A 21,717-nucleotide genomic window follows, 5' to 3' on the forward strand; every position below is an offset into this window, starting at 1 on the left:
CAGACAAAATGGATTTAAACAAATTAAAAGGTCAATTGCAAACAGAAGTCGATACAGCATTTTTGTACGATAGTATTGCTGCTATACAGTCTGATGATAATTTGACAAGAGTATTAAATAGTTTATCAGATATAGAAAAAGGTCATGCTCAGCATATGTTAGATAAAGTTTTGAAGATTGATTCGAACTTTAAAATGCCTTTACCTTCTTCGCGAGCTAAGTTCCAACTGAAATTGGGAAAACTATTTGGATACAGTTCAATAATTAGTAGTCTGGCAAGTATAGAAAAGCAATTTGCAGTAAATTTAATTAAAAACAAAATCCAAACTGGAGAGAAGCCAACAGGATTTGAGCACAATCATCTTAAAATAATCGAGGCTGTAAATAATAATGCTGCACTAAATGTATCAGGAGGATTGTTATCTAAATTTGAAAGTAGACACAAATCTGTGGGAGGTAATGCTTTGCGTGCCGCAGTTTTAGGATCGAATGATGGATTAGTTTCTAATATGAGCTTGGTAATGGGAGTAGCTGGAGCCGCAGTTTCTAACAATACCATTTTATTGACTGGTATCGCTGGACTATTAGCAGGAGCGATTTCGATGGCTTTGGGTGAATGGCTTTCGGTACAAAGTTCGAGAGAATTGAACCAACGCCAAATTGATTTAGAAACGGAAGAATTGTTAGCTTCTCCGGAAGAGGAGAAAAAAGAATTGGTATTGCTTTATCAAGCAAAAGGAATGAATGTTGTTGAGGCTCAAAAACTAGCTGATAAAGCTTTTGAAAGCCATGAAACCGCTATTGATGCTATCATAACCGAAGAGTTAGGTATCGATAAAGAAGAATTAGGCGGTTCAGCTTGGGAAGCCTCGATTGCTTCTTTTGTACTTTTTGCAATCGGAGCAATTATTCCGCTTTATCCCTTTATGATACTTGAAGGTACAAATGCAATATTTTTAAGTGTTGCGAGCAGTATTGTTGGGCTATTTGCAATTGGTGCTGCAATCACTTTGTTAACAGGAAAAAGTGTTTTATTCTCAGGATTTAGGCAAGTTGGATTTGGCTTAGCCGCCGCCGCAATAACCTATGGAATTGGATCTTTGATAGGAGTATCATTAGCCGGATAAAAAATTTAAATAACAATATACTAACCTTAAAATTACAATGTTATGAACGACGCACATTTACACTTAGTAGTAAATCATTTTCCAATCATTGGAACGATTTTAGCGCTTGGAATTCTAATCACAGGGATGTTTTTAAAAAATAATTCAGTAAAAAATACTGCGTACGTTTTATTTATTGTGGCAGCAATTTTTGCAGCACTGAGCATGCAAACGGGAGAAGGAGCAGAGGAAATGGTTGAAGATATGCCTTCGATTGGTAAGCAAATTATTCATGAGCATGAGGAAATTGCTGAGAAGTTAGCGTTAGCACTTTATGTATTAGCTGGAATTTCGTTAGCGGGATTATTTTTAAATTTTAAAAATCATTCTAAAGCTAAGTTCGTTTCTATTATTGCGCTCATCGTAGCTGTCGCAACTGTTTTCATTGCCCAATTAGTTGGAACATCAGGAGGTGAGATTCGTCATACTGAAATTAGAGCAAAAACGAATAGTTCTGATCTTTTACAAGACACTGAAAATACAATAAAGGTTGATAAAGAGCATAATGAAAAATAAGTTTAACAATTTTCAACTATAAAGTTTAAAAATTAATTGGAATTTAAATAATTTATCTCTTATATTTGCACAACAATTATTCAGAAAAATAAAAATGTTTACAAATCAACTACATCACCATCATTTTCATTATTGCTCTCAAGCGATGTGTTAATGGTATGTTTGTAAATCATCATATTCTAAAAACCCGTTTGAGTACATCAAACGGGTTTTTTATTGCCCATTATTTGTACTCAATCAAAATATTTTAAACAAAAAAAATAAAACAAAATGAGTACATTAAAAATTGCAATTCAAAAATCAGGACGTTTAAACGAAGAAAGCATACAAATCTTAAAGGATGCAGGTATTTCAATCGACAATGGGATTGATCAGTTAAAAGCAGAAGCATCAAATTTCCCTTTAGAAGTTTTATATCTAAGAAACTCAGATATTCCACAGTATCTAATGGATGGCGTAGTAGATATCGCAATTGTTGGAGACAATTTATTGGTTGAAAAAGGCGGAGATATTGAAGTTATTCAGAAATTAGGTTTTTCAAAATGTAAGGTTTCAGTTGCTGTGCCCAAAGCATTCGAATACAATTCAGTTAAAGATCTGGACGGTATGCGAATTGCTACTTCTTATCCTAAAACCGTTCTTGATTTCTTTAATTCTAAAGGAGTTTCTGTAGATATTCACCAAATATCTGGCTCGGTTGAAATCGCTCCAAATATTGGATTAGCTGATGCAATTGTAGATATCGTTTCAAGTGGTAGTACATTATTTAAAAATAATTTAAAAGAGGTAGAAGTTATTTTTAAAAGTGAAGCTGTATTAGCGGTTTCACCAAAAGTAAGTCCGGAATCTCAAAAAATAATTAACACCCTAAAATTTAGAATTGAATCAGTTTTAAGAGCACGTAGATCAAAGTATATTTTAATGAATGTACCTAACGATAAAATTGATGAAATAGGTAAGATTTTACCAGTGCTACGAAGCCTTACCGTTCTTCCTTTAGCTCAAGAAGGATGGAGTAGTGTACACTCTGTAATTGATAAAGATACTTTTTGGGATGTTATTGACCGCCTGAAAGAAGCTGGTGCCGAAGGAATTTTGATCTGTCCAATTGAAAAAATGGTATTGTAAATCATGAAATTTAGGGTACATTATACAAAATGAATTTTCAAAATACAAAAAAGCAATAATAGACTTTGCAAACTTTGCGAAACCATTGTAAATTTTGCGGTTAAACTTTAACAAATGAATAAAATATACAATCCAAAACCAGATACTTGGTCCTCAATATTAGAGCGTCCTACAAAAACTGTCGATGATATCGAGGCGACTGTAAAAGAAATTTTCAAAGAAGTTCAAAAAAAGGGTGATAGCGCTGTTGCAAAATACACATCGCTTTTTGACGGTGCTATTCTTCCAAATATTGAAGTGACCGCGCAAGAAATTGATGAAGCAGTTCTTTCTTTATCTTCTGAGTTAAAAGAAGCTATTCAATTAGCAAAGTCGAATATTAAGAAATTCCATACTGCGCAAATAACACCACAAGTAAATGTAGAAACCATAGAAGGTGTTAATTGTTGGCAAGAAAAAAGACCTATTCAAAAAATAGGTTTATATATTCCTGGCGGAACTGCACCACTATTTTCGACAGTTTTAATGCTTGCTGTTCCAGCTAAAATCGCTGGATGTAATGAAATTGTTCTTTGTTCACCACCTGATAAAAATGGAAAAATAAATCCTGCCATCTTATATGCAGCAAATTTATGTGGTGTAACTAAAGTATTGAAAGTAGGAGGAATTCAGGCGATTGCTGGACTAACTTTTGGTACAGAAACAATTCCGAAAGTCTATAAAATTTTCGGACCTGGAAATCAATATGTAACTGTAGCAAAACAACTAGCAACTCAATTTGGTGTCGCAATCGATATGCCTGCTGGACCATCTGAGCTATTAATTGTTGCTGATAATACTGCAATTCCAGCTTTTGTAGCTTCAGATTTATTGTCTCAAGCGGAACATGGAGCAGATAGCCAAGTAATATTAGTATCTACTTCAAAAAAACTGATTGATGAAGTTGAATTAGAAATTAAAATCCAACTCGATGTTCTACCAAGAAAAGAAATAGCAGAAAAAGCTATAGCAAATTCAAAATTAATATTTGTTGAAAATGACAAAATTGCTTTAGAATTAATTAATGAGTACGGACCAGAACATTTCATTATCTGTTCAGAGTTTGATGACTTTTATAGCAATGGAATCTTTAATGCGGGATCTGTATTTATAGGAAACTATACTCCGGAAAGTGCAGGAGATTATGCTTCAGGAACAAATCACACTTTGCCAACAAATGGTTATGCTAAGAATTACAGTGGCGTAAACTTAGATAGTTTTACTAAAGCAATGACTTTCCAAAAAATTTCTAAAAAGGGAATACAAAATATCGGAAAAGCAATTGAAGTAATGGCTGAAGCTGAAGGATTACAAGCACACAAAAATGCAGTTACACTACGATTAAAAGCAATTGAAAATGAAAAATAATTTTAATATCAATGATTTAGTTCGGGAAAATGTAAAAGTTTTAAAACCCTATTCTTCTGCACGTGATGAATTTGAAGACTTTGATACAGCCAATATGGTTTTTCTAGATGCAAATGAAAATCCATTTGAAAATGGTGTTAACCGCTATCCTGACCCACAGCAAATGAGTGTAAAGGGGATTTTGGCCAAACAGCGTAATGTAAAAACATCACAAATTTTATTAGGTAATGGAAGTGACGAAGTTTTAGATTTACTATTTAGAGCTTTCTGCGAACCAAAAGTAGACAACGTAATTACTTTGCCACCAACATACGGGATGTACGGAGTTTTAGCTAATATCAATGCCGTTGAAAATAAAGAAGTTCTATTGTCAAATGATTTTCAGCCACAAATTGAAAAAATTATGGCAGCTATAACGGATGCAACTAAAATGATATTTTTGTGTTCGCCAAATAATCCAACAGGAAACACTTTTTCTGATGAAAGTATTGTATATCTCCTTCAGAATTTTAAAGGATTAGTAGTAATTGACGAAGCTTATATTGACTTTTCACAAAAGGAAAGTTGGATCAATGAATTGGATGAATATCCTAATTTAGTTATTACACAAACCTTGTCAAAAGCCTATGGATTAGCAGGTATTAGATTAGGAATTTGTTATGGTTCAAGTGAGGTGATTTCAGTTTTAAATAAAATAAAACCACCGTACAATGTAAATGAATTGAGTCAGAAACGAGCATTATCTCGTTTAGATGATACGAACCAAATAGGAAAGGAAATCGCCTCAATTATAACACAAAGAGAAGCATTACTTAAAGTTTTGCTTGATATTAACTTTGCGGAAAAAATTTATCCAACAGAAGCGAATTTTATTTTAATTAAAGTTGATGATGCTAATAAAAGATATGCTGATTTGATTGCAAAAGGAATTGTTATTCGCAATAGGACTACACAGGCCTTATGTGAAAACACATTACGTTTAACGGTTGGAACTGAAGAAGAAAATAGAAAATTAATAGCTGCTTTAAAAGAAATTTAAATACTTTTCTCCCTTTTTGAATTATAAAAAAAGTGGGTTGGTTGTAAAAAAATATAAAATGAAAAAAATACTTTTTATAGATCGTGATGGAACGATGGTTTTAGAACCAAACGATTATCAATTAGACAGTTTTGAAAAACTAGAATTTTATCCATTTGCATTTCAATATTTGGGTAAAATAGCGCAAGAACTAGATTTTGAATTGGTGATGGTCACCAATCAAGATGGTTTAGGAACTGATTCACATCCAGAAGCTAACTTTTGGCCCGTACATAATTTAGTAATGAGAGCTTTTGAAAACGAAGGCGTTGTTTTTAGCGATGTGTTAATTGATAAAACATTTCCACATGAAAATGTTCCAACACGCAAGCCAGGACTTGGAATGTTGACTAAATACATTAACAATGCAGAATATGACTTAGAAAATTCATTTGTTATCGGTGACAGAATTACTGATGTTGAACTAGCAAAGAATTTAGGTTCGAAAGCAATCTTCATAAATACGGATGAAGCTCTAGGAAGCGGTGAGATTGCTTCTAAAAGAGAAGAATTAGATTCTGTAATTGCATTGCAAACTACGGATTGGAAAACAATCTATGAATTTCTGAAATTAGAAGAACGTTCAGCGTCAATTGAAAGAAAGACAAATGAAACCGATATTTTTATAAAATTAAACCTTGATGGAACTGGAAAAAGCAAAATCGAAACTGGAATAGCTTTTTTCGATCACATGTTGGACCAAATTGCACGTCACGGGCAAATGGATTTAGAAATTCTTGTAAAAGGAGATTTGGAAGTTGATGAACATCATACTATTGAAGATACCGCAATTGCGTTGGGAGAAGTCTTTGCAAAAGCATTAGGGAATAAGTTAGGAATTGAACGTTATGGTTTTTGTTTGCCAATGGATGATTGCTTAGCGCAAGTAGCTATTGACTTTGGTGGAAGAAACTGGTTAGTTTGGGAAACGGAATTCAAACGTGAAATGGTGGGAAAAATGCCAACAGAAATGTTTTTACACTTTTTCAAATCATTTTCGGATGGTGCAAAAGCTAACATCAACATTAAGGCAGAAGGAATTAACGAGCATCACAAAATAGAGGCCATTTTTAAGGCTTTCGCTAAAGCGATAAAAGTAGCTATAAAACGCGATACCGAAAAAATGATTTTGCCAAGTACAAAAGGCATGTTGTAAATACTAGTCCTGCAAGGTTTTTTTTAACCTTGTAGGTATTCATAACTAAACCTACAAGGTTTTAAAAACCTTGCAGGAGTAAAAGAAGAAGAATGAAAATAGTTATCATAAATTACGGAGCAGGAAATATACAAAGCATTATGTTTGCTATCGAAAGATTAGGATATAAAGCTGTTTTGAGCAGTAATTCAGAAAAAATAAAAGCGGCAGACAAAGTAATTTTCCCGGGTGTTGGTGAAGCAAGTTCAGCCATGAAAAAGCTAATTGAAAGCGGATTAGATACTTTGATTCCAACCTTAAAACAACCTGTTTTAGGAATATGTTTAGGAATGCAGCTAATGTGTAAATCATCACAAGAAGGCGATACCAAAGGTTTAGGTATTTTTAATGTTGACGTTGTTAAATTTTCAAATAAAGTGAAAGTGCCACAAATGGGTTGGAACCAAATCTACAATTTGAGTTCACCTTTATTTAGTGGAATAACTGACAATGAGTATATGTATTTAGTTCATAGTTTTTATGCACCTCTTTGCAACGAAGCCATTGCTATAACAGATTATGAAGTAGAATATGCTTCCGCTTTACAAAAAGATAATTTTTACGGAACGCAATTTCACCCCGAGAAAAGCGGTGATGTGGGAGAACAAATTTTGTCTAATTTCTTAAAAATGTAACTTTAAGACTTTAGACTTTCAAACTTTAAGACTATTAATAAATGAGAATAATACCAGCAATAGACATTATAGACGGAAAATGTGTTCGTTTATCTAAAGGTGACTACAATACCAAAATTATATACAACGAAAATCCGCTAGAAGTAGCAAAAGAGTTTGAAGCTCACGGCATTGAATATCTACATTTAGTAGATTTAGATGGTGCTAAATCAAGCCAAATTGTCAATTATAAAATATTAGAGCAAATTGCAAGTAAAACAAAATTAAAAATTGATTTTGGTGGCGGATTGAAATCGGATGCCGATTTGAAAATTGCTTTTGAAAGTGGCGCAAACCAGATTACAGGTGGAAGTATCGCCGTAAAAAATAGAGCTATTTTTGAAAAATGGATTGCTGAATACGGAGCTGACAAAATCATTTTAGGAGCGGACGCAAACAATGAAAAAGTTGCAGTTTCTGGATGGTTAGAGGAATCTGATGAAGATTTAGTTCCTTTCATTCAAGGATATCAAGATAGAGGAATTCAGTACGTTATTTGCACTGATATTGCTAAAGACGGAATGCTCGAGGGACCAAGTTTTGATTTATACGCTAAAATTTTGGCGGAAGCCAAAGGAATAAAATTAATCGCTTCTGGAGGAATTTCTACTTTTGATGAATTACCCAAATTAGCTGAACTAGGCTGTGAAGGAACAATCATAGGAAAAGCAATCTACGAGGGTAGGATTTCAATGAAACAATTAGAAAACTATGTTTTAAGTCATAAGTATTAAGTAATAACTCATAAGTATCTAGTAAAAAAGATTAATAATAGATTTTAAATTGTAAGGATGAGTGATGACATTATTAAAATAAAAAGTTTTTTATTTGCTATTCGAATAGTAAATTTATACAAAACGTTAATTTCTAGAAGCGAATACGTAATGAGTAAACAAGTTTTACGTTCAGGTACTTCAGTTGGAGCTAATATTCGTGAGGCAAAAAATGCAGAAAGTAAACCTGATTTTATTCATAAGATGGGAATTTCACAAAAAGAGGCCGACGAAACCTTATACTGGTTGGAACTCTTACAAGCAACAAATTATCTTTCTTATGCTGAATTTGAAAGTTTAAACAATGATGGTATTGAAGTTTTAAAATTGATAAAGAGCATTATCATTTCTGCTAAAAATAATCAAAAAAAAACTTAATCCTTAATCCTTACTAATTAATACTTGATCAATATGCTTACTAAAAGAATAATCCCTTGCCTCGACATTAAAAACGGAAGAACCGTAAAAGGTGTAAATTTTGTAGATTTACGAGATGCTGGAGATCCTGTTGAATTAGCTAAAATTTACTCGGATGAAGGTGCAGATGAATTAGTATTTTTAGATATCTCGGCGACTGAAGAGCGAAGAAAAACATTAGTTGGTTTAGTTCGTAAAGTAGCTTCGACGATTAATATTCCTTTTACCGTTGGAGGTGGAATATCCTCTGTTGAAGATGTTGAAGTATTACTGCAAAATGGAGCTGACAAAGTTTCTATCAATTCCTCAGCAGTAAAAAATCCGCAATTAATCAACGATTTAGCACAAAAATTTGGAAGTCAATGTGTTGTTGTCGCCATTGATGCTAAACAAATTAATGGAGAATGGGTAGTGCATTTAGTTGGTGGAAAAGTGCCGACAGAGTGGAGTTTATTTGATTGGGCAAAAGAAGTGGAGCAACGTGGTGCCGGAGAAATCTTATTTACTTCCATGGATAATGATGGAACTAAAAATGGTTTTGCAAATGAGGCTTTAGCTAAATTATCTGAACTAGTAAATATTCCAATAATTGCCTCAGGTGGCGCTGGAACTATTCAACATTTTGTTGACGCCTTTAAAGATGGAAAAGCGGATGCAGCATTAGCAGCAAGTGTTTTTCACTTTAAAGAAATTGAAATTAAAACGCTGAAAAACGAACTCAAAAATAACAATATAGAGGTCAGAATTTAGTGTTTAACACTAAGAATCGTGACTTTACAACTTTAGACTTAAAAAATGAACATAGATTTTTCAAAAAATACAGACGGATTAATTCCTGTAATTATTCAGGATAGCGAAACTAAAAATGTTTTGATGTTGGGTTACATGAATGCAGAAGCTTATCAAAAAACTGTCGAAACAAATAAAGTAACATTTTACAGTAGGAGTAAAAAGAGACTCTGGACAAAAGGTGAAGAAAGTGGAAACTTTTTAAATTTGGTCGAAATTAAAAATGACTGCGATAACGACACCTTATTAATCCAAGTTAAACCAGAAGGACCAACTTGCCATAAAGGAACCGATACGTGTTGGGCTGAAGAAAATAAAACAGATTATGGATTTGTCTCTACGCTAGAAAACACTATCACGACTCGTAGAGAAAATGCAGATTCTGAAAAAAGCTACGTTGCATCATTGTTTAAATTAGGAATGAACAAGATTGCTCAAAAAGTAGGTGAGGAAGCAATTGAAGTTGTTATTGAAGCAAAGGATGACAATGATGATTTGTTTCTAAGTGAAAGTGCCGACTTACTTTTCCATTACCTGATTTTACTACAAGCTAAAGGATTTAAACTCGATGATGTGGTCGACGTATTAAAAAGTCGTCAGAAGTAAAAAGATAATAAAATAGATTGATCGAAAGACCCAATAGTAAAATGATTTACTGTTGGGTCTTCTTTTTTCTTTTATTTCAATAAACAATCTATTATATTTACTATTTAGATAAAAGTGTAGAACAAAATGTAAGTGATGGATTCAGAAAATAATGCTGCTGTGGCAGAAGAGCAAAATAAAGACAGCAATATAAGTTTATATATCATTTTAAAAACTGATGAAGAGGATGCTCGACCAGTTTACATTTCCGGTAATTTTAATAATTGGCGAACGCAGGATAAGGAATTTATGATGGAAAAAATAGGATCTAATTCTTATCACTACAAGTTTCCTCACGAATTTAATTATCCAGTTGAGCTTTTATATAAATTTACAAAAGGAGATTGGAGTGAGGTAGAAATTGATAGTGAAGGTAATCGTACAGAAAACCGTTCCACAACAATGCATACTGGCGTTAAAGAAGAACATGTGGCACGATGGAGAAAAAACTGGCTTCCTTTTAAGCAATCTTTTTTACCACAAGTGCAATTAATTTCAGATGAGTTTGAAATCCCACAACTTAACAAAACAAGAAAAATATGGGCTTTACTGCCTCATGACTATGACAATTCTGGAGCGAGCTATCCTGTAATGTATTTACAAGATGCGCAAAATCTATTTAATGAAGCGGCAGAATTTGGGAATTGGGAAATTGATAAAAAATTGGCAGTAATGTCAGAGTACAAAATTGGAAAAATAATTGTTATCGCAGTTGAGCATGCTGAGGAGGATAGAATTAAAGAATATAATGTAGGTAAGACGGTCCTTGGAAAAGGACAAGGAAAAAAATATATTCGTTTTGTAACTGATACGTTAAAACCATTTGTTGACCAGCATTTTCGAACAAAACCTGAACGTGAGTTTACTGGAATTGGTGGAAGCTCTTTAGGAGGATTAATAAGCATCTTTAGTGGCTTGAGAAATCCTGAAGTGTACGGAAAATTAATGATTTTCTCACCTTCACTTTGGGTAGTTCCAGAGTTAAAAATCGATTCTAAAAGCGAAGATCTAGAGGATACTAAAATTTATCTCTACGCTGGTGGCGATGAAAGTAAAACTATGATCCAACATATTACAAAATTTCAAAATGATTTAGTATCAAATCATTTTGTTGCTGATAAATCAAATATTAATTTAAGTATAAATAGAGAAGGAAAACATACCGAAACGTTCTGGAGTGATGAGTTCCCCAAGGCGATTGAATGGCTATTTTTTCAAACAAAGTAGGAGGTTAAAACTTTTTAAGTTTTGATTTCCAAACAAAAATTAAACAAAAAACAATGACAATAAATACAATTCAAAACTTAGATAATTCTTCAGGAATAGTTTTAATTCCAGTTTTCGAAACATACGATAAAAATAAAATTCCAATTTCATTTAATGAAGTTGAAGTTTCGTCCAAGCTTTTCTTTGGCAAAAAGGACACGCATTATTTAACCGAAAAAAATGATACTACTTATCTGTTTATTGGATTAGGAAAATCTATTGATTATAAATCTTTAAAGAATATTTTTCGTCGTATTTCAGCTAAACAAAAAGAGCACTTTAGTACAGGTGTTACATTAGTTATACCAGAGGGATTCGAGGATAATCAAGTTGAAGCCTCTATATCTGGTTTACTTTTAGGAACTTATAATTTAGGACATTTTAAATCAGATAAGAAAGAACATCCTTTTTTAGAGCAAGATTTCACGCTAAACTTGGTTACAACTAATAACCATTTGGCCGCAGCCGAAAAAGCTTTAAAAATTGCAAAAGCACAGCTGAACATTTTTGATTTAGTTGACTTACCACCTAACAAAGTCACTCCAAAATATTTAGCGACATGGGCAAAAGATGCCGGTGAAAAATACGGATTTGAAGTAACTGTTTTAGGATTTGAAGATTCTAAAATTGCTGGTTTAGGTGCATTTTTAGCAGTTGGGAAAGGAAGCGAAAACGAACCTCAATTTATCATAATTGAGTATACTCCAAAAGTTCCCGGAGATTCTATTAAACACATTGGATTAGTTGGAAAAGGAATCACATTTGATACAGGAGGCCTAAACATTAAAACCGCAGGAATGCTCCATATGAAGTGTGATATGGCAGGTGGTGGAGCTGTTCTAGGAGCAATGCAGCTTATAGCGGATCTACAATTACCAGTAAAAGTAACGGCAATCGTCCCGTGTGCTGAAAATTCAGTCGATGCGAAATCCTTTTTACCAAGCGACGTAATTACAAGTTACAGCGGAAATTCAATTGAAATTATTGATACAGACGCTGAAGGAAGACTTGTGTTAGCTGATGGTTTGTCCTATATGATAAAGAATTTTAAGCCAGATTATATGATTGATATTGCTACACTTACGGGAAGTAGTATTGGAACTTTTGGTACAGAATGTGGTGCATTATTTACTAATAACACGGAAATGTCAACTAAGTTGCAGGACACTGGAGATGCAATTGGTGAACGTTTATGGCCATTACCGCTATGGGATGTTTACAAACAAGATATCGAAAGTGATATTGCAGATGTTAAAAATTACAGTGGCAAACCAGTTGCTGGGGCGATTAGCGCAGCAAAATTTTTAGAATATTTTACACAAGAGCATACTGCTTGGGCACATTTGGATGTAGCAGGTGTGACTTTTGGCGATGACGAATTTGCTAAAAGTAAACATGCCACTGCGTTTGGTGTTCATTTATTAACTAAATTCATTGAAAATTTATAAACTATGGAAAACGCTAAAACCTTTCTTTGCATTTCAAATTATTTCAAGGGTGCCGATTTTTTGATTCAATTAAAAAAATTAGGTAACAAAGTTTATTTGGTAACTAGTGACAAACTTAAAGACGAAGCGTGGCCACATCAATATATTGATGAGATTTTTTACATGGAAGGTCGAGATGTAGATTGGAATTTGGAGCATCTATTGCTGGGAGTTGGTAATTTCATGAAATCAACCAACGTTGATGCAATTGTTGCACTCGATGATTATGACGTTGAGAAAGCTACTTATCTTAGAGAAAATCTCCGTATTGGAGGAATGGGACAAACTACAGGACGTTACTTCAGGGACAAACTTGCTATGCGTATGCGTGCTAAGAGCTGCGGAATTCCTATACCCGCATTTTGTTCGTTATTCAATGATCATGACATTGATGCTTTTGCAGATACAGTAGCAGCGCCGTGGGTTTTTAAACCACGTTCTGAAGCTTCAGCAAATGGAATTATAAAAGTCTACGACAAAGAAAGCTTATGGATTAAGATTAATGAATTGGGAAATAATAGATTTAAATATTTATTAGAGCAATTTAAGCCCGGCGATGTGTATCACTGTGATAGTTTAATATCAGAAGGTAAAGTTATCTTTAGTCTGACTTCAAAATATTTATCTACACCTATGGACGTTTCTCATAATGGAGGTGTTTTTCGTTCGATGAACATAAAATATGGTTCAGAGGACGATAAAGCGATTAAAAAAATGAACGAGATGGTGATGAAAGGCTTTGGATTGAAACATGGAGCCGCACACACAGAGTTTATAAAAAGCAATGAAAATGGCCAAATCTATTTTCTAGAAACATCTTCTAGAGTAGGAGGAGCTCATATTGCAGAAATGGTAACGGAAGCGTCGAATATCAATTTGTGGAAAGAATGGGCAGCGATTGAAGACTCATTAGTTAAGGAAACAAAATATACTTTGCCTAAGGCCAAAAAAGGATATGCAGGAATTGCACTTACTTTATCAAAAATTCAGCATCCTGATTTATCATCGTTTTCTGATCCTGAAGTATGTTTCAAAGTTCCTTTAGCATACCACGCAGGTTTAGTAGTAAAATCAGATAAGCAAGAGCGAGTTCAAACGCTATTAGATGATTATGGCGCGCGTTTAGAGTCTGAATTTACTGCTGTTATAGAGCAAGAAAAAGTAAATAATTTACATTAATTTATTTTAACAAATATAATTAGCGACTAATTTCATTGAATTAGTCGCTTTTTTATTTAGTGCTATTTCTTCTTACCTCATGTAATTTCCTATCTTCGTGTTTTAATAAAATTATCCTTCTTTTATATATCTATTTTCATGAAAAAACTGCTCTATCTCTTTATTCTAATTGCTTTTGTAAGTTGTAAAATTAACTACCAAAAGGAAGTTACTAAAATAAAAAACAAGGATTCCGTTTTCACCATCGCGTTTGGATCATGCGATAATCAAGTAATTAAAAATGAACTTTGGCCATATATCGATAAGAATAATCCTTCTGTTTGGATTTGGGGTGGTGATAATGTTTACTCTGATACGGAAGACATGACTGTACTTGAAAATAACTACAAAATTCAAAAGCAAGATTCGGAATACCTTTCCTTTATTAAAAATAAAATTGTGTTAGGAACTTGGGATGATCATGATTACGGAGCAAACGACGCAGGAGTACAGTATCCTTTTAAAAGACAAAGCCAACAATTACTTCTTAATTTCTTAGATACTCCAACTAATGCTGTAGAGCGCACTAGAGATGGTGTGTACAATTCAAAAACAATTCAATTTAATAAAAACAAAGTAAAAGTTATCGTTCTAGATTCTAGATTTTTTAGAACAGCTTTGACTAAAGCAAAAAGTGCTAAAAAACGTTTTCAACCTAACGCTTATGGCGAAGGTACGATGTTAGGAACAGAACAGTGGAAGTGGCTTGAAAATGAATTAAACACTTCAGATGCACAATTTAATGTCATTGTAAGTAGTGTTCAATTTTTATCAAATAAACATGGTTTTGAAGCATGGGCTAATTTTCCTCACGAAATAGAAAAGCTTGAAAAATTGATTGTTTCTTCAAAAGCGAAAGGAACATTTATAATATCTGGTGATCGTCATATTGCTACTTTTTCTTCCAAAAATGTCGATGGATTAGCATATCCTTTAATTGATTTTACTTCCAGTGGATTAACTCATACATATACTTCTTTTTCTGGTGAAGAAAATCCTTTTGTAAAAGGCGAAGTGGTGAAAGATATTAACTTTGGTTTACTGCAATTTGATTTTAAAAATAACTCAGTACTAATGCAGATTCGAGGAAAAGAAAATAAAATCTTAGGAGAGTTTACTCAAAAATATCCTTCGAATTAAAATCAAAGCAAGCTTACATCGAGTATCAAAATGTACTTTCGAACAAAATAGATTAAATATGAAAAAACAGTTAGGAATTATTTTTTTCTCTTTACTTGCTTTTAATGGAGTACGTGCGCAAGGATTGTTAACCGCAAAAGAGAATACTTTTACAAGACAAGACACCTTAAGAGGAAGTATAACAAAGGAAAGGGAATGGTGGGATGTAAAAAAATATCACCTTGATATAAAAGTTAATCCTGTAGATAGCACTATTACAGGTTCAAATACTATTGGTTATAAAGTTTTGAAGGAGTACAGTTTAATGCAAATTGATTTACAAACTCCAATGGAGATTTATAAAGTAATTCAAGATGGAAAAGAATTGAAACATAAAAGAGAAGGGAATGCTTTTTTTATCGAATTAGTGGCAGCACAGAAAGTTGGTTCCATTAAAGAATTAATCATTTTTTATGGCGGTAAACCAAAAGTAGCCATAAATCCGCCGTGGGATGGTGGAATTACATGGAGAAAGGATTCTAGTGGAAAATCATTTATTGGTTCTTCTTGCCAAGGATTAGGCGCTAGCGTGTGGTGGCCAAATAAAGATCATATGTATGATGAAGTGGATAATATGTTGATGAGTATTAATGCTCCAAAAGATTTGATGGCAGTTTCAAATGGTCGTTTACAAAGTGTAAAACAGATGAAAGACGGAACAAAAACGTACAATTGGTACGTTTCAAACCCAATCAACAATTATGGAGTAAATATTAATATTGGAGATTATGTATCTTTCTCTGAGAAGTTCAAAGGTGAAAAAGGAAATTTAGATTGCACGTATTATGTATTAAGAGAGAATTTGGCTAAAGCCAAAAAGCAGTTCAAAGATGCGCCTAGAATGTTAAAGGCATTCGAACATTGGTTTGGACCTTATCCTTTTTATGAAGATAGTTACAAGCTCGTTGAAGCGCCTTATTTAGGAATGGAGCATCAAAGCTCAGTGACTTACGGTAATGGATTTGAAAACGGTTATTTAGGCAGAGATTTGAGTGGTACGGGTTGGGGACTCAAATTTGATTTTATAATAATACATGAATCAGGGCATGAGTGGTTTGCTAATAATATTACATATAAAGATATTGCTGATATGTGGATTCATGAGAGTTTTACAAATTATTCAGAGAGCTTATTTGTAGAATATTATTACGGAAAACAAGCTGGATATGAATACGTAAAAGGATTAAGAAAAAGTATAAATAATGATATTCCTATTATCGGTAAATATGATGTGAACAATGAAGGTTCAGCTGATATGTATTACAAAGGTTCGAATGTTTTACATACTTTGCGACAAATTGTAAATAATGATGAGAAATGGAGAGCAATTTTAAGAGGTTTAAATAGCACTTTTTACCATCAAACAGTCACAACTAAGCAAATTGAAGAATATATCAGTAAAGAAGTTGGAATGGACTTAAATCCGTTTTTTAATCAGTATTTGCGAGATACTAGAATTCCAACATTAGAATACTTTTTCAAGAATAATGCTTTAGGTTATCGTTGGACTAATAGCGTAATGGGATTCAATATGCTGATAAAAGTAATGTTAAATGGTAAAGAGCAACTTTTAAAGCCAACTAGTGATTGGTCTACTTTAGCTGCTGTTAGCAGTCAGCCTAGCTTAACTGTCGATAGTAATTTTTATGTGGCAAGCATTAATATTACGGACTAAATTAATTTTCATTATATAAAAAAAGACAAATTGAGCGATTTGTCTTTTTTTGTACAATATATTTTAGCGTTCAAATAATCCTAAAGTACCGCCAACCCAATCCTTATCTTTATTAAACTTTACTCCAATCATTTCGCCTCGACTCAATCGAACTAAGTTGCAAAGTAGAGTAGGAGCTTTATCTTCTTTTTTCCAAGCGCAAAGGATACGAACTTCTGCCTTAACTTTTCCATCAGGAGATTGTACTATTGGCTTATAATGTACTTTTTTCTGTAAAATGTAAAGATCCTTATCTACAATACCTTCAATATCTCCCTTTTTCATATGGAAAATGACTCCAGTTCCTGAAAATGAGAATAGCGGTTTTAAAACGTAATTTTCCAAATCTTCAGGGATTTCTTTTAGTTCACTTAATAATGTGGTTTCAATAAAATATTTTCCTTTTAAAAAAGGCAATATAAATTTACTAATTCGAAAGAACCAATTAGGATGTCCAGCCCATTCCACATCTAAATCATCTGAAAAGCTAAAGTCCATTTTCAAATCAGTTCTTAAATCTAATTCGTCAAAAATTACTCTATTATAGATTCGCTTTACTAAAATTTCTTCACCTTCATTATTATTGTAATAAAGCTGTTTTCCTTTCTTTGTTAATTCAGTTACACAAACTATAGGAATTCCAATATCTTTATTGCAATAATAAAAATCGATTTTAGTGTTTTGTTTCTCTGGTTCAATTTCGAGAAGAATAACATTTTCCTTTGGATGATTATTGCAAATAACCTCTTCAATTATATCGCGATATTCTTCTGCAGAAATTCCATTGATAAAAGGAGTAAGCTCTTTTAAAAACGGATAATGGTTTTTAAATTTTTCGTATAAATTGATTTGGTAATTATACAAAGAGGGAAATCCTTGTACCTCAATTAATTTTGGTACAACTTGTCCATCTTCCTCACAAATTCCGAAATCAATGGCTAGAAAAGAAGTGTGTTTATCTTCGTTGGGAACTTTATGATTAAGTTCTAATGATTTATTAGTTAACTCTTTAAAGTCATCTCGTTGAATGAAAGATATAACTTCGTTACAACCTTCAATAAGCTGCTCCTTGAGTTCATTCGAAATAAAAAAAGGTGTCTCACCTAACCTGAATGTTGGTAGATAATTAAAATCGGAAGCAATATCATTTTTAAAATCTAGATATTTTTGTTCTGAGAATTGAGTGTTAAATAACTCCCGATATTTTGTAATCATATTTAAATAACTTTATTAATTAGATAACATTTTCTTTGTTTTCATTAAATCGTTAATCGCGGTTCTGAGAAAATTTGGAATCAAAGTTTCGTTAGTTTTATATATCTTGTCATCATCCATAAGATCTTCAAGCATATTTCTAAACTTCTTTTTCCCCTTCATATTCTTAATTTTTTCCTTGGCATCTTTATTTCTCAAGTGAGCAACAAAGCTAATTGGATCTGCTTCTGGATGAAACTGTGTTCCCACAAAATAATCTGTAAAACGAACTGCCATAATTGCGCGTTCGTATTGTACATGATCACGAATTTTTTCTAGAGAAATAATCTTAGCTCCCTTTTTAGCAAAAACACTCAATTTTGGCTGTACGACTTGATAGTCTCTAGAATCAATTCCGTAAAAGGGATCTGCTAAACCTTCAAATAGTGAATCTAAAGCACCTTCTTTAGTTTTATGAATGGTCATTACGCCAAAAGAAGTATCGTTTCGTTTCGTTACTGTCGCTAAACCAAAATGAAGACAAGCCATTTGGAACGAATGACAAATAAATAGAACATGCTTCTTTACTGTATTTTTAATGTTCCACTTGCTCAGTGAATCTATGAAGTCATAGTATTTTGTGTCCCAATTGCCATCTCCAATAAGCGGATTTCCGGGTCCACCGGTCGAAATATAAATATCAAACTTCTCAATATTTGGTAATTCACATTTTACTCGAACATCAAATATTTCAAAAGCAACAACTGGACTAAATCTATTGATGACATCAATTATACAACGCATTCCTTGATTAGGTTCACCGTTGTACATATCTAAAATCGCAATTTTTATAATTTTATTAGGCATAAAAAAGTTTTAAAGGGAAAAACGCAAAGTTACTTCATTATTCTATAATCCCTTGGTAAATTCACTAGTTATAAAATCTACAACCTTAGAAAGATCATTCGTTTCTTGAAAAATAGCAAGCTGTTTATCAGCTCCAGTTCCTTCATTTAAAATTTTATGCACAAAATTAATCTCCTCACGACTTCCTAATTCATCGACTACATCATCAATGAATTCAAGTAGTTCGAGAATTAAGCCTTTTGTCTCTACTTCTTTTTGTAAACCAAAATCAATCATGCTATTATCAATTCCGTAACGAGCGGCACGAAATTTATTCTCTTTTATTAATGCTAGCCTATAAATATTAAAACTAGTATTATTCATATTTAACTTATAGAGTTTTGCTACAATTGCTTGAATAATTGCGACGATGCAAATGGTTTCATCCACGGTCAAACACATATCGCAAATTCTAAATTCGATTGTATTGTAAAAAGGGTGAAGACGTAAATCCCACCATATCTTTTTTGGATTATCAATACAATTAGTTTTTACCAGTGTATCTAAATAATTTTGATACGAAGCAACGGAATCAAAATATTCAGGTAAACCCGTTCGAGGAAATTTATCAAAAACTTTAGTTCTAAACGATTTGTAACCTGTTTGTCTTCCTTCCCAGAAAGGAGAGTTTGTTGATAATGCGAATATATGTGGCAGAAAATAAGTCGCCTGATTCATTAATTGCAAACCAATTTCTCGATTTTCAATCCCAACATGACAATGCATTCCAAAAATTAAATTTGATCGTGCCGCGTCTTGCAGTTCATTTACAATATCGTGATATCTTGGATCGTCAGTAATAGGTTGATCTTGCCACTTAGAAAATGGATGAGTTCCAGCACCACCAACAATCAAATCCTGCTTATCAGCAAGTTCGACAATTTTTGATCTTAAAAACCGGATCTCGTTCCTAGCATCATCGACATTATTACAAATATTTGTGCCTACTTCAACCACAGATTGATGCATTTCAGCTTTTACCTGCTCATTTAAAATGATTTTTGCACCATCTACAATTTTAGACAAATGCGAGCGCAAATCTCTAGTAATAGGATCTATAATTTGATATTCCTCTTCTACACCAAGTGTGAAAATTGGTAATTTTTTCATTACATTATTTTTTTTAGGAGCTGTATTCCGCTACGCGATTGAAAATTTTCACTTCATTCCGCCATTAAGGCAAAATGAAGTAAAAATATTTTTCTCGAAAAATAGGGACAATCGGAAATAGTTGATTTTTAAATCCACACTATTTATTTTCCTGCAGCATCCTTGATGAATGTTCCCCAAGTCAAATTCATTTTACCTGGTTTTTGTTTTTTTGCAGCAGCAATTGCCATTTTTGCAGCTTCTTCAACTACCCACTCGAAATTCTCTTCACCCACAGAAGATAACTCCGCGTCTGGCGCCGGATTACCAAAATCTATAGCATAAGGAATTCCATCACGCACCGCAAATTCCACAGTATTGAAATCATAACCTAATCCTTTGCAAAGTCTAAGTGTATAATCTTTTATTGTGGCTAATAATTTTTTATCAGTTGGAGGTCCGTCAATAACATATCGTAAATGATGTGGATTTCTTGGTTCGTACTGCATAATTTTAACCGCTTTATTGCCTAAACAATACACTCTAAAATATTCAGTAAAAACGATTTCTTCTTGTAACATCATCACCAGTTGCCCAGTTTCTTGATGCTTCTCCCAAAATTCTTCTTTATTTTCAAGACGGTACACATTTTTCCATCCGCCACCAGCATACGGTTTCATATACGCTGGAAATCCGATGTAATCAAATATTCCCTCCCAATCCATTGGATATTTTAAGTTTCGAAAAGACTTACCTGTAGTATCTGTAGGATGTTCTGCAGAAGGTAGAATTACGGTGTTAGGAAGTGGCACGCCAAGAGTGTCCGCTAATGCATTGTTAAAAAACTTATCGTCAGCGCTCCACCAGAATGGATTATTGATCACATTAGTTCCAGTAAGTGCAGCATTCTTTAGATACGCACGATAGAAGGGAACGTCTTGCGAAATTCTATCAATTATTACAGCATATTCACCGCCTTTATTTTGAACTACTTTATCAATACTAACTGCTTCTGCAATTATTCCTTTTTCATTTTTTGAATTAACACGGTCTATAAATGCTTGCGGAAAGGTATCTTCCATTCCAAATAAAATTCCTATTTTTTTAGATTCCATACTTTTATATTTTTAAAAAAATTTAATTCTTGATAGATAATGTGGAAACATTTCTTTCCAAACTGGCCAATCATGCTTTTGATCTTGACGAATATCTAACCAATGATGAATATTTTTATCACTTAATACTTTGCTCATTTTTAAGTTGGCGTCCAGACAAATATCCCAATTAGAAGTTCCTAATACAATATCCATATTCCAAAGTTCGTGATCATTTAACCCGTACAGATAATCTTCTGGGCTATTATAAAATACATCATCATTATGGAAACCATCCATGAAAGTGTTAATTTGGAAAGCACCACTCATTGAAAATAGATGACTTACATAACCAGGATGTCTAAAAGCAAAATTTGCTGCGTGATAACCGCCAAAGCTGCATCCTGCAACAGCAACTTTTCCAGAAGGAGTATTATTTTTAACACGTTCAACGATCTCATGACATATCATTTTGTCGTATTTGACGTGATTTTCAATGCGATGGACAGGATGTATTTTCTTATTGTAGAAACTATTTTTGTCAATACTATCAGGGCAGTAAATCTGTATTAAACCTTGTTCGATATACCATCTTGCTGATTCAATCAAACCCATATCTTTATTTTCGTGATAGGATCCCATAGAAGTTGGGAATAAAACAACAGGATATCCTGAATGTCCAAAAACCAGCATTTCAATATCGGTATTTAAATTTGGGGAGTACCATTTAAAATATTCTTCCTTCATAAAATTTAGTTTTAACAATTATAATGAAAATAACG

At 33.1% G+C, this 21,717-nt stretch carries 21 protein-coding genes; 16 read left to right on the top strand and 5 right to left on the bottom strand.

The window, feature by feature from the left end:
- The first annotated feature begins 8 nt into the window (after window positions 1-8).
- The 16 genes from RCH19_RS04670 to RCH19_RS04745 all read left to right on the top strand — a co-directional run bounded on the left by RCH19_RS04670 (window position 9) and on the right by RCH19_RS04745 (window position 16,613).
- Entirely contained in the window at window positions 9-1,127 is a 1,119-nt protein-coding gene (locus RCH19_RS04670; RefSeq protein ID WP_343022245.1) for a VIT1/CCC1 transporter family protein, read from the top strand.
- Window positions 1,128-1,169: 42 nt separating this feature from the next.
- Entirely contained in the window at window positions 1,170-1,682 is a 513-nt protein-coding gene (locus tag RCH19_RS04675) for a hypothetical protein (RefSeq protein WP_343022246.1), read from the top strand.
- Window positions 1,683-1,952: 270 nt separating this feature from the next.
- Window positions 1,953-2,810, top strand: a complete 858-nt coding sequence (gene hisG, locus RCH19_RS04680) for an ATP phosphoribosyltransferase (RefSeq protein WP_121925193.1) — start codon at window positions 1,953-1,955, stop codon at window positions 2,808-2,810.
- A gap of 114 nt (window positions 2,811-2,924) precedes the next feature.
- Window positions 2,925-4,217, top strand: a complete 1,293-nt coding sequence (gene hisD / locus RCH19_RS04685; RefSeq protein ID WP_343022247.1) for a histidinol dehydrogenase — start codon at window positions 2,925-2,927, stop codon at window positions 4,215-4,217.
- Window positions 4,207-5,256, top strand: a complete 1,050-nt coding sequence (gene hisC / locus RCH19_RS04690; protein WP_343022248.1) for a histidinol-phosphate transaminase — start codon at window positions 4,207-4,209, stop codon at window positions 5,254-5,256. The genes hisD and hisC overlap by 11 nt, the downstream gene beginning before the upstream one ends.
- A 58-nt stretch (window positions 5,257-5,314) precedes the next feature.
- Window positions 5,315-6,451: a bifunctional histidinol-phosphatase/imidazoleglycerol-phosphate dehydratase HisB gene (hisB, locus tag RCH19_RS04695; protein WP_343022249.1), complete on the top strand. Its 1,137-nt coding sequence runs from the start codon at window positions 5,315-5,317 to the stop codon at window positions 6,449-6,451.
- A gap of 92 nt (window positions 6,452-6,543) precedes the next feature.
- The gene (hisH, locus tag RCH19_RS04700; protein WP_343022250.1) at window positions 6,544-7,125 is read left to right on the top strand and encodes an imidazole glycerol phosphate synthase subunit HisH; all 582 of its coding nucleotides are present in this window, start codon (window positions 6,544-6,546) and stop codon (window positions 7,123-7,125) included.
- A gap of 41 nt (window positions 7,126-7,166) precedes the next feature.
- A complete protein-coding gene (hisA, locus tag RCH19_RS04705) occupies window positions 7,167-7,898 on the top strand; it encodes a 1-(5-phosphoribosyl)-5-[(5-phosphoribosylamino)methylideneamino]imidazole-4-carboxamide isomerase (protein ID WP_343022251.1) in 732 nt (243 codons plus the stop codon).
- 57 nt (window positions 7,899-7,955) lie between these two features.
- A complete protein-coding gene (locus tag RCH19_RS04710) occupies window positions 7,956-8,315 on the top strand; it encodes a four helix bundle protein (protein WP_343022252.1) in 360 nt (119 codons plus the stop codon).
- Between the two features lie 33 nt (window positions 8,316-8,348).
- Complete coding sequence (gene hisF / locus RCH19_RS04715; protein WP_343022253.1) at window positions 8,349-9,104, top strand: imidazole glycerol phosphate synthase subunit HisF; 756 nt, start codon at window positions 8,349-8,351, stop codon at window positions 9,102-9,104.
- A gap of 45 nt (window positions 9,105-9,149) precedes the next feature.
- Complete coding sequence (gene hisIE, locus RCH19_RS04720) at window positions 9,150-9,749, top strand: bifunctional phosphoribosyl-AMP cyclohydrolase/phosphoribosyl-ATP diphosphatase HisIE (protein WP_343022254.1); 600 nt, start codon at window positions 9,150-9,152, stop codon at window positions 9,747-9,749.
- 135 nt (window positions 9,750-9,884) lie between these two features.
- Window positions 9,885-11,015 (top strand): alpha/beta hydrolase-fold protein, encoded by a 1,131-nt coding sequence (locus RCH19_RS04725; RefSeq protein ID WP_343022255.1) that lies wholly within the window; start codon window positions 9,885-9,887, stop codon window positions 11,013-11,015.
- 53 nt (window positions 11,016-11,068) lie between these two features.
- Window positions 11,069-12,502, top strand: a complete 1,434-nt coding sequence (locus RCH19_RS04730; RefSeq protein ID WP_343022256.1) for a leucyl aminopeptidase family protein — start codon at window positions 11,069-11,071, stop codon at window positions 12,500-12,502.
- A gap of 3 nt (window positions 12,503-12,505) precedes the next feature.
- On the top strand, window positions 12,506-13,720 hold the full coding sequence (locus RCH19_RS04735) for an ATP-grasp domain-containing protein (RefSeq protein WP_343022257.1): 1,215 nt from the start codon (window positions 12,506-12,508) through the stop codon (window positions 13,718-13,720).
- 138 nt (window positions 13,721-13,858) lie between these two features.
- A complete protein-coding gene (locus RCH19_RS04740; RefSeq protein WP_343022258.1) occupies window positions 13,859-14,899 on the top strand; it encodes an alkaline phosphatase D family protein in 1,041 nt (346 codons plus the stop codon).
- A 58-nt stretch (window positions 14,900-14,957) separates the two neighbouring features.
- Entirely contained in the window at window positions 14,958-16,613 is a 1,656-nt protein-coding gene (locus tag RCH19_RS04745; RefSeq protein WP_343022259.1) for a M1 family metallopeptidase, read from the top strand.
- Window positions 16,614-16,676: 63 nt separating this feature from the next.
- Here the strand turns inward: RCH19_RS04745 and RCH19_RS04750 are convergent, their stop codons facing one another.
- The 5 genes from RCH19_RS04750 to RCH19_RS04770 all read right to left on the bottom strand — a co-directional run bounded on the left by RCH19_RS04750 (window position 16,677) and on the right by RCH19_RS04770 (window position 21,682).
- Window positions 16,677-17,867: a hypothetical protein gene (locus RCH19_RS04750; protein ID WP_343022260.1), complete on the bottom strand. Its 1,191-nt coding sequence runs from the start codon at window positions 17,865-17,867 to the stop codon at window positions 16,677-16,679.
- A gap of 15 nt (window positions 17,868-17,882) precedes the next feature.
- Window positions 17,883-18,713 (bottom strand): GMP synthase, encoded by an 831-nt coding sequence (locus RCH19_RS04755; RefSeq protein ID WP_343022261.1) that lies wholly within the window; start codon window positions 18,711-18,713, stop codon window positions 17,883-17,885.
- Window positions 18,714-18,755: 42 nt separating this feature from the next.
- Window positions 18,756-19,862 carry a carboxylate-amine ligase gene (locus RCH19_RS04760; RefSeq protein ID WP_343022262.1) on the bottom strand — a complete coding sequence of 369 codons (1,107 nt, stop codon included), beginning with the start codon at window positions 19,860-19,862 and terminating at the stop codon, window positions 18,756-18,758.
- 143 nt (window positions 19,863-20,005) lie between these two features.
- On the bottom strand, window positions 20,006-20,956 hold the full coding sequence (locus RCH19_RS04765) for a hypothetical protein (protein WP_121925207.1): 951 nt from the start codon (window positions 20,954-20,956) through the stop codon (window positions 20,006-20,008).
- A 12-nt stretch (window positions 20,957-20,968) separates the two neighbouring features.
- The gene (locus RCH19_RS04770) at window positions 20,969-21,682 is read right to left on the bottom strand and encodes an alpha/beta fold hydrolase (protein WP_343022263.1); all 714 of its coding nucleotides are present in this window, start codon (window positions 21,680-21,682) and stop codon (window positions 20,969-20,971) included.
- Window positions 21,683-21,717 lie beyond the last annotated feature (35 nt).

The sequence above is a fragment of the Flavobacterium sp. PL12 genome (assembly GCF_039123485.1).
GTDB lineage: Bacteria > Bacteroidota > Bacteroidia > Flavobacteriales > Flavobacteriaceae > Flavobacterium > Flavobacterium weaverense.